This window comes from Flavobacteriales bacterium (assembly GCA_016700415.1).
Taxonomy (GTDB): domain Bacteria; phylum Bacteroidota; class Bacteroidia; order Flavobacteriales_F; family PHOS-HE28; genus PHOS-HE28.
In genome coordinates, this window is sequence record CP065018.1 from 1,539,132 (window position 1) to 1,554,200 (window position 15,069).

At 56.9% G+C, this 15,069-nt stretch carries 9 protein-coding genes; 3 read left to right on the forward strand and 6 right to left on the reverse strand.

Translation table 11 applies throughout. The features are described from left to right. Window positions 1-53 precede the first annotated feature (53 nt). Window positions 54-2,702: a valine--tRNA ligase gene (locus IPP95_06545; GenBank protein ID QQS74212.1), complete on the forward strand. Its 2,649-nt coding sequence runs from the start codon at window positions 54-56 to the stop codon at window positions 2,700-2,702. 55 nt (window positions 2,703-2,757) lie between these two features. Here IPP95_06545 and IPP95_06550 read toward each other — a convergent pair whose 3' ends face one another. The 4 genes from IPP95_06550 to IPP95_06565 all read right to left on the reverse strand — a co-directional run bounded on the left by IPP95_06550 (window position 2,758) and on the right by IPP95_06565 (window position 8,863). Continuing rightward, complete coding sequence (locus IPP95_06550; GenBank protein QQS73864.1) at window positions 2,758-3,672, reverse strand: T9SS type A sorting domain-containing protein; 915 nt, start codon at window positions 3,670-3,672, stop codon at window positions 2,758-2,760. Then, window positions 3,669-5,105, reverse strand: coding sequence for a T9SS type A sorting domain-containing protein (locus IPP95_06555; GenBank protein ID QQS73865.1), 1,437 nt, complete (start codon window positions 5,103-5,105; stop codon window positions 3,669-3,671). Before IPP95_06555 ends, IPP95_06550 begins: the two co-directional genes overlap by 4 nt. 44 nt (window positions 5,106-5,149) lie before the next feature. Continuing rightward, window positions 5,150-7,876, reverse strand: coding sequence for a T9SS type A sorting domain-containing protein (locus IPP95_06560; GenBank protein QQS73866.1), 2,727 nt, complete (start codon window positions 7,874-7,876; stop codon window positions 5,150-5,152). A gap of 507 nt (window positions 7,877-8,383) precedes the next feature. Further along, a complete protein-coding gene (locus IPP95_06565; protein ID QQS73867.1) occupies window positions 8,384-8,863 on the reverse strand; it encodes a hypothetical protein in 480 nt (159 codons plus the stop codon). 332 nt (window positions 8,864-9,195) lie between these two features. Between IPP95_06565 and IPP95_06570 the strand changes: the two genes are divergently transcribed. Beyond that, window positions 9,196-10,059, forward strand: a complete 864-nt coding sequence (locus tag IPP95_06570; protein QQS73868.1) for an exopolyphosphatase — start codon at window positions 9,196-9,198, stop codon at window positions 10,057-10,059. Between the two features lie 186 nt (window positions 10,060-10,245). On the opposite strand, the gene IPP95_06575 is transcribed toward IPP95_06570, so the two are convergent. Continuing rightward, entirely contained in the window at window positions 10,246-10,437 is a 192-nt protein-coding gene (locus IPP95_06575) for a cold shock domain-containing protein (protein ID QQS73869.1), read from the reverse strand. A 334-nt stretch (window positions 10,438-10,771) separates the two neighbouring features. Here IPP95_06575 and IPP95_06580 point away from each other — a divergent pair, with 334 nt between their 5' ends. Beyond that, window positions 10,772-12,520, forward strand: a complete 1,749-nt coding sequence (locus tag IPP95_06580; GenBank protein QQS73870.1) for an OmpA family protein — start codon at window positions 10,772-10,774, stop codon at window positions 12,518-12,520. Window positions 12,521-12,656: 136 nt separating this feature from the next. Here the strand turns inward: IPP95_06580 and IPP95_06585 are convergent, their stop codons facing one another. Further along, on the reverse strand, window positions 12,657-14,963 hold the full coding sequence (locus tag IPP95_06585) for an AAA family ATPase (GenBank protein ID QQS73871.1): 2,307 nt from the start codon (window positions 14,961-14,963) through the stop codon (window positions 12,657-12,659). Window positions 14,964-15,069 lie beyond the last annotated feature (106 nt).

Here is a 15,069-nt window from a genome sequence, read left to right on the forward strand (position 1 = left end):
ACTCACGACTATTCCAAGACCTCCGGATTACCTTCGCAGCCCTGATGGAAAAGATGGAACTTCCGAAACGCTACGAGGCCAAGGAGATCGAAGGCAAGTGGTACCAATACTGGCTGGACAACAGCTATTTCCGTTCCGTGCCGGACGAACGCGAGCCCTATACTGTGGTGATCCCACCGCCGAACGTAACGGGCGTGCTGCACATGGGGCACATGCTCAACAACACCATCCAGGACGTGCTGGTGCGCCGCGCGCGGATGCAGGGCAAGAACGCCTGCTGGGTGCCGGGAACGGATCACGCTAGCATCGCCACGGAAGCCAAGGTGGTGAAGCTGCTGGCGGAACAAGGGATCAAGAAGAGCGCGATCGGCCGTGAAAAATTCCTTGAGCATGCCTTCGCATGGAAGGAGAAGTACGGCGGAACCATCCTCGAACAATTGAAGAAGCTCGGCGCCAGCTGCGACTGGGACCGCACACGCTTCACCATGGAACCCGCGCTGAGCGAGGCCGTGATCGATGTCTTCATCGACCTCCACAAGAAAGGCCTGGTGTACCGCGACTACCGCATGGTGAACTGGGACCCCGTGGCCCTGACCGCCGTGAGCGACGAGGAGGTGATGCACAAGGAGGTCAACTCGAAGTTGATCTATGTGCGCTACAAAGTGGAGTCCGTCACCCCCACTCTTGATGAAGATGATGATGAGTGGATCACCATCGCCACCACGCGCCCCGAGACCATCCCCGGAGATACGGCCGTGGCGGTGCATCCGGATGATCCGCGCTATGCGCACCTGATGGGCCGCAACGTGATCGTGCCCTTGGTGGAGCGTTCCGTACCGGTGATCTTCGATGAATACGTGGAACGCGAGTTCGGAACCGGCGCCTTGAAGGTGACTCCCGCTCACGACACGAATGACCATGAGATCGGTAAGCGTCACAAGCTGGCGGTGATCGACACCTTGGAGCCGAACGGCACCATGAGCGCGGCCGCGCAGTTCTGCGTGGGCGAGGACCGTTTCATCGCGCGGAAGAAGATCACCAAGTTGCTGGATGAGGCCGGCCACGTGGTGAAGGTGGAGGACATCGTGAACAAGATCGGCATCAGCGAACGCACCGATGCCGTGATCGAGCCGCGCCTTTCGCTACAGTGGTTCGTGAAGATGGGCGAGATGGCGAAGCCCGCGCTGGACGTGGTGATGAGCGGTGAGGTGAAGTTGCATCCGCAGAAGTTCGCCAACACCTATCGGCACTGGATGGAGAACGTGCGCGACTGGTGCATCAGCCGTCAGCTGTGGTGGGGCCAACAGATCCCGGCGTGGTACAATGAAGCCGGTGATGTCGCCGTGTGCAAGACCGAAGCGGAATCGATCGCGCAATTCACTTCTGCAGGTCAACCCACCAAAGGCATCCGTCAGGACGAAGACGTGATGGACACGTGGTTCAGCAGTTGGCTATGGCCCATCAGCGTGTTCGACGGTTTCAAGGACCCGGAGAACGCGGACATCAAGTACTACTATCCGACGAACGACCTCGTCACCGCGCCGGAGATCCTCTTTTTCTGGGTCGCGCGGATGATCATGGCCGGGCTGGAATACCGCAAGGAAGTGCCGTTCAAGAACGTCTACCTCACCGGCATCGTGCGCGACAAGCAGGGCCGGAAGATGAGCAAGAGCCTCGGCAACAGCCCGGACCCGATCGAGCTGATCGAGAAATTCGGCGCGGACGGCGTGCGCGTGGGCATGCTCCTCACCTCACCCGCCGGCAACGACCTGCCCTTCGACGAGAGCCTCTGCGAGCAGGGCCGCAACTTCTCCAACAAGATCTGGAACGCCTTCCGCCTCGTGAAGGGCATTACGATCAACGACGAAAAGCAATCCGCTGGCAATGCAGCAGCATGCGCGTGGATGCGTTCACGTGTGAGCCGTGCAACCACGGAGATCGACGCGCTCTACGCGCAATTCCGCATCAGCGAAGCCTTGATGGCGACCTACAAACTGATCTGGGACGACCTCTGCAGCTGGTACCTCGAGAGCATTAAGCCAGCGTTCATCAATGGTGTGGCTGCGCCTGTCGACCGCGCGACCTATGACGCTACCATCGCCCTGTTCGAGGATGTGATGAAGCTGCTGCATCCCTTCATGCCCTTCCTCACCGAGGAATTGTGGAGCCACCTGAACGAGCGCAAAGGCCCGCAGGACGCGCTGATCATCGCCACTTGGCCGAAGAGCGACGCGGGCGATACGAAGCTTGAAGTCGAGATGCAGCATGCCTTCGACCTCGTGACCGCCGTACGGAACATCCGCAACGAACGTGGCCTGAGCCCGAAGGAATCACTCGCAGTGCAGCTGAAGGCCAAGTCACCGCTGGGCGAAGCCACGCAAGCACTGGTCGGGAAACTGGCGAACGTCTCGGCGATCGAAGCGGCCACCGCCGCCGGTGCAGGTTCAGTCAACTTCTTGGTCGGCACCACGGAATACGCCGTGGACCTTGGCGAGAACGTGGACAGTGAGGCCGAGCGCAAGAAGGCTGAAGAAGAGCTGAAGTACGCCCGCGGCTTCCTCGCCAGCGTGGATAAGAAACTCAGCAACGAACGCTTCGTGAGCGGCGCGCCACCACAGGTGTTGGAGAACGAGCGCAAGAAAAAGGCCGACGCCGAGGCGAAGATCAAAGCGATCGAGGAGCGGTTGGCGGTGCTGGGGTGAGGTTCAGGGTCCGCTCAAGGTCTCGCAAAGCGGACCTTGAGCACAAATCCAGCCTCTACTCTTTGATCACCAACCGGTGCGATAGGTCTCCTTTCACATCCACCATGCGCAGCACATAGCTGCCCGTTGGTAACAGTCCTGGATCCATCTCCAGCGCCGTTCCTTGGAAGGGGACCGAAATCAGTTCCCGGCCGGTCATGTCCAACAGGATCACCGTTGCGTTGCGGGGAATGACCGAGCGAACTGTGAAGTGATCTTGGAACGGCACGGGTGAAACGGACCAACTTACTGGATCAATGGCAGTGGTCTCACCCACCGCAAGTGTTAGCGCGCAGGGAGAACCGGATGTCGGATAGCGGATCTCATCATCGCTGTAACAACCAAGCGTGCAGGTGCATTCAACGACCATATAGGGCGGGAAAGGAAAGAAATAGCGCTCGGCGTAGGCGATGCGTTCAACAAGAAGCAATTCATAGATCGGGTCCGGCTGTCCCTCATAGATCCCTTGCACCGTCAATGTGCGGAGCGCAACCCCATCCAGTTCCATCGTGCCGGTATCCGCCACGAGCAGATATGTATCGGTCGTCCCATACTCCTGTTCCCAACCAGGGGACCACCTGTCACCAGGCACGGCACCGAACCAGTGGAGCGTATCCCATTCCTGGCTAACAGACAGCCAGTAATACACTATGCCAGGCTCCGTACGTGTCACAACGTCGGGTCCGTGAGATATGATCAACGTATCCATTCCCCAGATCTGGGTCATCACATTGGTCCGTGCGATGTTTTGGCCAACAAAGCCGTCCAAGACGGTATCGCCTACATAGTTGAAGCCCTCGGCACTTTCTCCAACCATGGGGTCAGTTGTGTTGTAGATCCAAGTAGCACCCGCCGGGCACCAGCTTTGAGCATGAGCACTGGTAGAGAACAAGAGCAGTACCGCAAAAAAGGGGATGAACGGCTGCTTCATTGTTTGATCCATTTTGTGGTTGAACGCTCTCCATTGGCACCGATAAAAAGCACCGTGTACATGCCTTGGGACAATGATGAGACATCGATCGGTGCAGTTCCGCTGCCTATGACTCGCTCAAGCACCGCGCGGCCTTGAAGATCTTGGATGGACACGGTATAGGTCTCCGGTCCTTCAAAGGACACATTCATTTTATCTGAGCCGGGGTTCGGGTATACGCGGATGCCTCTCTCGGCTGAGTGCTCCTTCACCCCAACGTTCAACGGGTACAAGCGCGTAATGAACTTTTGTTCAGGATGGTCTCCACAGCCATCGTTAAAGCCAGCGTATTTTCCACAGATGTAGATGTAGCCGTCCGGAGCCTGTTTGATCTTAAAGAGATACCGATCATTGCCGTTCAACCATGGATCATCGAAAAACCCCGCGCCCGTTCCGGGCAAGTAATCCCAGAGCACATTGCCTGAAGTGTCGATGGCAGCGATGGCACCCATGGGCTGGTCGCCAATGGCATTAAAATCGCCCACCACGATCAGCTTGCCCGGCTCGACCTCCAGATGATCCGTGATCGTAGCGAAGCCGCGGAAATAGGTGTAAGACAGAAAAGGGATCGACGGCCAAGTGGTGTCCGTGCTGCCATCGGGGTTGAGACGCATTACCGCCAGCGTATCATTCGGATACTCGGGGGCCATCATGCGACCGAACACCAGCATCCGCCCGTCCGGATAAAAGTAGAAGTTCCTCGATATCGAACCCCAAGAGATCGTGGACTGGAAGGTGGTGTCCAAATGACCGTCCGGCCAGACACGTAGTACGCCCCCTACCGACCGTCCCTCATATTGCGTGCCGACTGAACTACTTATCAAAAACCGTCCATCGGGGGTTTCCTGTATGGCCGCTAAAGACCCAGGCATGGTGCGCTTGTGGTCGAAAGCCGGGTCAACACTCCCATCAGCCAACACTTGGATCAGCCCATAGCCCTGCTCGTTGCCGATCTGCTGGCCTTCATCGTCATAGAACTGCTTGCTATAGGAACCGGTCCGCCATTGCTTCCCGTTCGCAAAAGTGTGGAAGTCGCTCCTGTGCGATGTTGAAAACTCTGGGTATACTAAGCCATAGGAATAATCAATGGTACCATCGACTATAAAGAACCGCCGAACGCCAGTCGCACCGATGCTGGCAAAGTAAAACTCTCCATTCCTCACACGCACGTCAGCACTACGAAGAATGTAATTAGGTCCAAAGGTGGGGTCAATTGTGCCATCCGGCAACAGTCGGCTCAATCCAGTGACCGCCGGTGGTCCCTGGCTCATCCCCCCCGCCACCAATATCCGGCCATCCGGCATGAAGTCGAAACCGTCAATCTCCCTATGCGTGAAAGGCACTTGGAAGGTGGTATCCACGCATAGTGGCGCCTGCGCCATGGTCGAAGCCATAGCGCAGGTACCACATGCGGTTAGAATAATTGCCCGAAACATGGTCAAGGCTGGATCACCAGCCTTTGAGCATCCACCAATTTCCCACCGTTATGCAATTCCACTGCATACGTCCCGGAAGCTGAACCACGCGTATCCCAGATCAGTTGTCCCGGAGAGGAGGTGACGGCCACCTCATACACCACCTTACCCTGTGCATCACGTACCCGGATCAAGCCCTGTACTACCTTGCCTTTCAGGTCGTGGCTGAAGGCCACCCAAGTACTTGCAGGGTTGGGGTGGACGATCAATGTCGGCGTTGTTGGCTCCACAGCGCTAGCAAGGCTCACTAATCTCATTTGGGGTTGTGTGGACCCACCGGTGACCGGCGGATTGCAGATGCCATAACCGTAACAGAGCGTGTTGCGGGCATAAGAAGCACCGACAGAGGGTTGCCTGTTGGCAATACCAACCAATGCGTTCAGCTCATTGGGTTCCAATTGCATGATGGACCTGTTCGTATCTTCAAGCACAGGACGAACCGTGGCGATCAGTTCCAGCAGATCATCCCGATCCTGTTTACCCTGCTTCTCCAAAGGATAATTAGCTTCCAAGCCCTCCAATAAGCTGACGGCCGCATCGAACTGCTCTTGCTCAATCAAGAGGCCCACCTCCCCGTAACGCGCACGCAAGCTTGGGTTCAACTGCCAACTTGCCCGAATGCTATCCACTGGTTGGTGAATAGTGTCGATCAGCATAGTGCCGATCAATTGATCGTTCAGCCGCTGGTATTCGCCATTGTGCCAGCCCATGTCCGCCTCCAAGCTGGTACGCCAGGTCTTCTGGTCCCAAGAGGCCACGATCTGTGCCACCATGTATTCCGGCAAGGGATCGGGGGCTTCATATTGCACCCATTTAATGAACCCGTCGCGCTGAGTGGCCTCGGGATTGGCCAAGCAAACCTCCAAATACATGGCATGTGGCAGGATGTTCTTCTTACCCGCCTCCACGAGAATATCGGTGGAGAGATAGGGACTCTTGTTCATCAGTTCATTGCGCAGCTCCCAAGCGTCCTGTGGCCAACTTTCCATGATGGTCCCCTTCAGCTCATCGAAATCGCCCCCGTCCAACAGGCTTTCGTATACGTACTTCAAGTTCAGGTAGGCCAAATGCTCCTGTTGGATCAAAGGGCTGAGGGCTTCTTTCATACGCACAACGCTTTTTCCACCACAGAGGATCCGCGTTGGGCAGCTATTGTGGGGTGAGGGGTTGGCATTGCTCTGTACCCAAGGCGCATTATACGCTCCGGTATTCAGGTCGCCTGGGGGCAACTCCCAGAAGTAGGTAATCGGCAATGCCTGAGCCTGATTGTCATAATTATAGTAGACCGAACTTCCATTCTGCTGCGGGGTGAACGTATTGCCAGCCGACTTATAGACGGAACCTTGGAACATCTTGATGCTATGGTTTGAAGGCGGGTTTGGATCAGTGGTCCTCACCTTGAAGTCCTCCTCTCCATTCTGCATGTTTTGATTGCAGAGCAGCGACAAGCCCGTGACCGTGGGGTTTACCGCGTCCACGCAATTCCCCTCTGCCACGTAACCGTAGTCCATGTCATTGGACTTGTTCTTGTAGACCTGGTCGTTGTATGCGCCGGTTTCACCCGCGACCACCCCTTCCGCATAAGCATGGGCTGTTGTGGCTTTGGTGAGTTCGTTCTGCTCCACCCGGAAGGCATTCGCCAAGGTCATGTATATAGCGCGGTGCATTCCATCGAAGTGAGCGTCCTCTCCGCTCAATTCCGCCTCACGACCACCAACAACGAATTTGTTACGGAGGATGCCCACGTTGTCCACAGCTTCGTCAAAGATGCCACACACGTTGTTCTCGAAATAGGAGTCCTTCACTGTAAAGGTGTACCCCCCGACGCCACCGCTGCCTGCCCGGATACCATGGTCCAGTCCGATAAAGCGTGAAGGACGCAACGCTGCCTCCGGGCAGACCGGCTCCGGCTGACCTGAACCATACGCACACAACGGTAGTGATTCTGTGCATTGACCAGTAACACTGTATGTGGCATCGATACTATAGATGCCTTTGCCCAGCGTTTGACTCGCTTTAATATCGGGTGCGGTAGAGGTCATTGCGTTGATAAAGTCGCATTGCTGGAAGCTGATCCCTTTCACCTCCCACATGCGCACATGCGCGTCAAAATCATCCCCGCCCCTGTAATTGTCGTCCACGATGAACTCGGCATGCTTGAAGTAGCTGTTGTCGTTCTTCGTCGCGTGGCTCGGACTGGTCGGATAGTAGTTGCTGTACTTCTCGAATTCCGCCCCTCTCGTGCAATTGCGGAATGTGCCCCCTACCTCTTGAAGTGTTCCTTGGACTTGAAGTACGCCTCCTTTATGCTGAAGATCACCCCAACGGTGGTTGGCGAACCCCACCTGCGCGTGTTCCACTACCGCGCCATTCTTCATAACCACTAAGCCCTGATAAGTAGGGTGGTTCAACGGCTCCTGATGCCTATAGGTGGTGCCATCCGCCATTATTCCATGCCAAAGCTCTCCCTCATGAGCACAGGTCACAACACCACCGTCGATGACCAATTTTGCACCTGGCCTCACCAAGATAATGCCATCGATCGGCATCCGTACTTCGCAACTCAATGTTAGTGTGGCCGGTGCCTCTACTACGATGTCTTGATACATTTTGATCGCGAAATCCCAAGTCTCATCAGTCGTCACATGGTGCTCTCCATAGGAGTATTTTTCCTCAACGTATTTTTGCATTGGCCGATTGTTCAGCCCAAACGAATTTCCATACAAAGACAAGGCCCGATGCATCCTTCCCGCACTCTTCGGGCTTATGTAATTGTTATTCGCCATTCCGCTCATTAGCGGTGGCGTGGCATTGGGGAAATTCGAAAAGAAACAAGGGCCGGTCAAATAGCAAACATTCCCGGCTGCCGGTGTGCATGGTGAATCACTTGGACCGTAGCATGGATTGAAAGGGTCGCTCATCAATGGTTCGGGACAAGTACCAAACAAATCGTCTAAAAAGTCGAAGTTGTTCGTATTTATCACCTCACCGTTATAGGTGTGATTCAACCCAAGTGCATGACCCCACTCATGGGCAACATGCTCCTTCAAATAGACTGAAGAAGATCCCCACATAGCATTTCGCGTCAGCGCATAGCTTTCGCCACCATAAACGCTATAAAAGCCCCACCAGCCACCGCTCCAAATATTCACGTCAGGCTGTGTCCAAATATGGTTGAACGCATTCTTAGACTCCGGTTAGTTAGCCCACAAGTAGTCAAGTATCGCAGACGGTGAAGCCAATGAATTGTAGTTATTGAACGCATCATTGTCCAAGAAATAGGCATGGTTGAACTTGAACCGAATTCTACTATCCGCAAGATATGGAATTGAAGGCGGACAGGTCATGGGCCATCCCATCGTACCCGGATCTGCATAGTTCAGGTTCACTTGTGCGATCAACTCTTCGAAGTCCGCGATCATTGCCGGCGTATCCTGCCAGCCATCGCCTCCCTGTGCATCCCTGCACACGACCATATTGACCAGAATGGTCTTCATCGGTGTCACTTCATCAGGGATCCAATGGCCGGGTGTACGGTAATCGTTCAACCAAGTGGAACTTGAATTACCACAGTCAGCACCACGGTCATTGTCACCTTCCGACTGATGCTCTAAAAAATCATTCCCACAGATCCAATCGGTTTGGGCTGAACAAGTGGTCGTTATCGCGAGTGCCATAACAGCAGCTACCGATAGGGCCGCAATCCGTTCAAGACCAGTTTTCAGTCCATACTCATTGGGCTGCCTTAGTTCGCGGCTGCCGTACGGAGGGGGGCATTAGGGCTTTCATTGCGATTTGGGGTTAAGATTAACAAAACGTTCACGTCAAATGTATCATTTTTTCACAACCAACAACTCCTCATCATCATTTTTCCGCATGGAGCCCACCGCGCCGCACAGAATGAAGGAATGCCTGTGTTCAAGCTCCTCCCCGCGCTCGATCCTACCTTCGCACCATCAGCCGCCAACTCACATACGCCGCCATCGATATCGGTTCCAACGCGGTTCGCTTGCTGATCGGCGACGTGGTGGAGCGCGATGACCACCCGGTGATCAAGAAAACCTCACTGGTGCGTGTGCCGATCCGCTTGGGCGCGGACGTGTTCAGCAGTGGGGCCATCAGCCCGGCGAAGCGCGACCAGCTTATCAAATCGTTGAAGGCTTTCCGGCTGCTCACCGAGGTGTACGGCGTGCATTACCTGCGCTGCTGCGCCACCAGCGCCATGCGCGAGGCCACGAACAGTGCGGAGGTACTTTCCCGCGTAGAGATGGAGAGCGGCGTCCACATCGAGGCCATTGACGGGCGCACGGAGGCGGACCTCATCATGAGCACCTTCTGGACGCAGGACCTGCTGAAGGACCGCAACTACCTCTACATCGATGTGGGCGGTGGCAGCACTGAGCTCACGTGGATCGAGAACGGCAAGCGCAGGGATTCCTCCTCGTTCAAGATCGGCACCGTGCGTTCCCTGCAGAACAAAGTGGATGAGCAGGTATGGGAGGCAGCAGCGGAATTCCTCGCGGAGGTCCGCAACGCGAACGAGAGTTTGACCGCGATCGGCACGGGTGGCAATATCAACCGCATCTTCAAGGAAAACAAGAATTCCTTTGGCGAACCCTTGTCCCGTATCGACATCCGCAAGCAACGCGACCGCATCGCCGACTACAGTTTCGAGGACCGCGTAAAGGTCCTGCGCCTACGGCCGGACCGTGCGGACGTGATCATTCCCGCTGCGGACATCTTTCTGCGGGTGATGGAGGAAGCGGGCATCGAAGAGGTCTTCGTGCCCAAGGTGGGCTTGGCGGACGGCATCGTGTACGACCTGTACACCAAGCAGTACGGCCGCTCGCGGTACGCGGCGCAGCCTGCGTGAGGAGAAGCTCTCCGAGCCATTCCGCTTCCCTTGCCTCCTTGACTTCCTTCACCTAATTGACCTCTTTCACCTACCAGGGGTGAGGGAAGAAAGGGAGGTGAGGGAAGTCAAGGAGGAAGAGGAACTGGACTAAAAGACGAAGCCCCGACCAAGGCCGGGGCTTCGCAGTGTTAACGATGTTGGGCCTTAGGCCTTGCGCACGTCGATCGCGCTGAGGCCCTTGGGGGTCTCTTCCACTTCGTAGGTCACGGCGTCGCCTTCCCAGAGGGATTCGCTGGTGCCGGTCTTGTGGACGAAAACGTCCTTTCCACCTTCGTCCGGAGTAATGAAGCCGAAACCTTTCTCCGTGTTGAAGAACTTTACTTTACCACTTGCCATTGTACTGTCGTGTTTGTTTTTTTAACGGCGCAAAGGTACTCCTGTATGGACCGGCGCCCGACGATCGAGGAATAATAAAGATCGGGGAGGCTCCGCAGACCGTGACGGTCCTTATTTCTCCCTTAGTTCCATCTCTTCCTTCACCTTCATTGCATTCTTCGCGATCACAGGTAAAGGGGGTAATTGCGGTAAACATGGTAAGTGGGGTATGGGAAGCTACGGCCGGCTCCAAGTGCTCGGATACGATTTCCTCCACCTCCGCAGTTCTTATGGTGGAGGATGGTCATTCCGGACCGGATCAGGGACCATCGACCGCAATAGAACCCGCCCCTCCATGAACCGCCATATCGCCATCAGCATAGTGCTGCTCGGTTCCCTGCAACTGACGGCCTCCACCAGCCATCAGGAGCTGATCGTCCACTTCGAAAAGGATGTTTCCGCGTTGAACGAACAGGCTATCGACGCACTGGATCGTTTTCTTGCCTCGGTCACCGTCCAAGGTGATTACCACTTCGCGGTGGAAGGTCATACGGACAGCGATGGAAGCAACACGTACAACGACACGCTTGCCGCTACCCGTGCCCATACGGTGCAGGACTATCTGCTTCATCACGGTGCCGACCCCACCCTGGTGGACATTACCTATCGCGGCGAACGGAAGCCCGTGGCCAGCAATGCCGACGCGGGCGGCATGTCATTGAACCGCCGGGTGCGCATCACCTTCACAAGGAACGTCTTCGCCGACATGGATGAGCTGCGGCAGTTCTTGCGGGAAGGGACCGTACAGCACTTCACCGTGGCCCCCGGGCGCGACACCGTATTGACGGGCAAGACCGGCTCCACGCTCACCTTCCGCGCCGATGCATTTGAGGATGTGGATGGTCAGCCTGTTTCCGGCCCGGTGGAGATAGAGCTCACCGAGGCATTGGGCGCACCGGACATGGTGGCATACGGCCTCAGCACGCGCAGCGATGACCGCCTCTTGGAGACCGATGGCATGGTGAAGGTGTTGGCCACAGATGCTTCCGGGAACCAGCTTCGGCTGAAGAAGGACGCACCGATGACCGTGACCATGCCGACGACGGGGATCAAACCGCGAATGCAACTGTTCCTCAGCGCCACCGGCACCAATTGGGCCGCAGCTCCATCGACATCGGGCAGCTCCCCTTTATCAGGATGGAATGACACGCCACCGGATCCACCCGTGATCACCTTCAACCTGCCCAAGTACAAGGAAGACCAACATGGCAAGCCCGTCAGGCCCGTCAGGCCCGTGCAACCGGTGTTTCCACGGGTCCCGAAAATGTCGAATGACAGAAGCTATGTGCGCAAGGACCCTTGGTGGGGGTTCCTTCGGCCACGGGTGATACGGACCCGAACCGAAAAAGCGTTCGCGCAGGCGGAGAAACGAAATACATCAAGCCACAAGCGCTACCAGGCCCGGATGGAGCGCTATTACAGGGAGAAAGCGGAATTCCCCGCCGCAGCGGAACGATATACCGTCCGCAAGGCACTTTGGGATGAACGCAAAAGGATGGAAAAGGAGCAGTGGTACGTCGAGGTTTACCGGCCTGCGCGGTGGAAGTACGATTCGATCATCGCACCTCAGCGCGCCCAATACCTCGCCGAGCTGGCAGCGTGGAGGCGCGAACGCAACATCCGGCTGGAGCGCTACGCCCAGTGGGCCGATAGCACACGATCGACCACGGTGAACGGGCTGTCCAACTATGTGCTCAACACCGCGCAGCTGGGATGGATCAACTGCGACCGGTTCTACACGGTGCCCGAGGAGCGCAAACAGGAGGTGATCGTTCAGGGTGGCGTTGAAGACCGGGAAGAGGTGTACCTTGTGTTCACCGGGATGCGGATGCTGCTCAACATGGAGCTGAACGAGGCCAATGAACATGTTTCGCCACCTGCACCCATGGATGAGCCGGCCGTGATCTTTGCGTACACCGTGATCGACGGCCGCGCACACATCTGCGTGCAACCCATGAAGCCGGGTGAAAAACCGAAGTTGCGATACGAGCCGAGCAGCGTAGCCGAGGTCGGCAGAAAGCTGGCGGAGCTGGCCGGCACCTGAACGAGCTGCGCATCCGTTTCTTCTTTTACTCCCCTTACCTCCATCTCTTCCATTTCCTTCTTCACTATTTGTCAGGTGAGGGAGGTAAGGGATGGAAAGGATGTGAAACAGGTAAGGAAAGAACAGTCGGCGGCTTTCATGCTTCCTCCAACTTCAACCACGCCTGCACCATGTGGATCTGCCCATAGCTGTATGCATCACCGAAATGCGTGCGCACGTCCTTGGTGCCCGCTTCGGCGTTGTTCCGGATGTACTCGGCGAGCTTGTCCCGGACACTTTCATCCAGCACCTGGCCGATCTCCACTTCACCGGCCGTGATCCCTTTCGCTGCATGCCCTTCAAGGGTGCTCACGGTGAGACCACGCTCCTCCGCTATGGCGGCCAGGTCCTTCCCTGCTTTCAATAGCTCATAAGTCTTTTGGTAGGTCTCCCCTTTCACCGCCTTGCCTTCGCGCTTCTTTTTCGTGGTGAACACGCCGTCCTCTCCCCTGCTTGCGCGCTTCCTCCCGGTCTTTGTGGTCGACTTCGGTTTGTTCTCCAAGGCCCATTGCGCGATCTCCGCCACCATGCCCGTACGCTGATCGGCCAAAGTCCGCTCGATCTCCGGCATCGGCTTGATGTCCTCTCCATTGAGGATGCTCGTGGTGATGATGCCCGCCTTGGCGATCATGGCGAGCTTCTTCACCAGCATGCCGTCGATCTCACGCAACTCGGCCGCGTATTGCTTGGTGCGGCTTAACAGCTCCACCTGCGCCAGGTGTTGCAGCAGGTCTTTCATGCCTTCGCGCAGCATAGTGCTGTAGTATGCACCGCCCTTTTCAATGCGTACCAGCAGCGCGTCGCGGTCATCGGAGTGAAGCAAACGCAGCAACTGATGTTGGAATGCGTAGGTGTTGGCGGCCTCCGCGTCCAGCTTCTCCGCCAGGCGGGTAAGCGCGGTCTTCATGCTCTCGTCCTCGAACTCGTCCGCATCGTTGTCCTTCCGCACGAAGCCGATCTTCTTGGTGATGTCGCCGAGGTCGAATGTGCTGGCCAGCACGGCCTGCAGGTAGTGGCGCTGCTGTTCCTTCAATTGCTCCGGGAGCGGCTGCTGCGTGTGCTGCCGTTCGCTGAAGGCCATCACGTCCTTGTCGGTGCTCACCACGGAAGGATCGATGCGCGTGCGCAGGATCAGCCCGCCCAGTGTGCGCAAACGCGAGAGCGCCACGTAGACCTGCCCCGGCGCGAAGGCGCTGCCCACGTCGATGATGGCCTTATCGAAGGTGAGGCCCTGGCTCTTGTGTACCGTGATCGCCCACGCGAGCTTCACCGGATATTGCGAGAAGATCCCGAGCACTTCCTCCTTCTGCTCCTTCGTCACCGCGTCCAAAGCGTAGCGCTTGTTCTCCCAGTGCTCCTGCTTCAACGTGTAGGGCGTGCCGTCGTCGAGCATCTCCACGGAAATATCATCACCGTCGATCGCCGTGACCTTCGCCAGCTTTCCATTGAAGTAGGCCTTGTCCTGATCGTTGCGGATGAACATGATCTGCGCGCCGACCTTGAGCTCGAGTTCCGGCAGCACGGGATACAGGCTCTGCGGGAATTCATCCTTGATCTCGGCATCGAATCGGTGGACCTTGCCGGGCAGCTTCGCCAGCGCCTGTTCGTTGATGGCGTCCGCCGCACGGTTGTGCGTGGTGAGTGTGATCACGCCCTCGGCCGCGCTGGGCGGAATGATCGCGCGGTAATGCGTGTTGAGCGTCTCCACGTCCTGCTTGGTCACCGTGTTGTTGCGCAGGTTGTTGAGGATATGGATGAAATCTTCATCCTGCTGGCGGAAGATCTTGTCCAGCTCAATGTGCGCATAGCCTGCTTCCTTGATCGCACGCGCCTCGAAGAAGTGCATGCTGTCGTACCACTTATGCAGCACGCGCCATTCATCGTCCTTCACCACGGGCGGCAGTTGGAAGAGATCGCCGATCAACAGCAGTTGCACACCGCCGAAGGACTTGTCATATACGCCGCGCACGCTCCGCAGGCGATGATCGATGGCGTCCAGCAGGTCCGCGCGGAGCATGCTCACCTCGTCGATGATCAGCAGGTCGATGTTGCGCAGCACGTTGCGACGCACGGCGTTCAGCGGATGCCTGCGGTTCAGCGTGTCGCGATCATGGAATGCGCCGTACGCCGGGATGTCCGCAGGGAGTTGCCGTTCCGGGATGAAGGATCCGAAGGGCATCAGGAATTGCGAATGGATAGTGACACCCTTCGCGTTCAGCGCCGCGATGCCGGTGGGCGCGAGGATCACGAAGCGCTTGTGCGTGCTGCGCGCGAGCTGATGCAGGAAGGTGGTCTTGCCGGTGCCGGCCTTTCCAGTGAGGAAAACGTGCCGCGCCGTGCTGTTGACAAAGCGCGCGGCGAGCGCGGCCATTTCGGTGGTCTCCAAGACGGTGTCGGTGGACATCGCGTCGAAGATCGGGTTTGTGGGGGGAACTTCAGGAACGAGGGTATTGCTGCCTGCTACTTCGTGGTACATTATTTAAGAAGTGAACGGAACGGCTCCGGGGCTT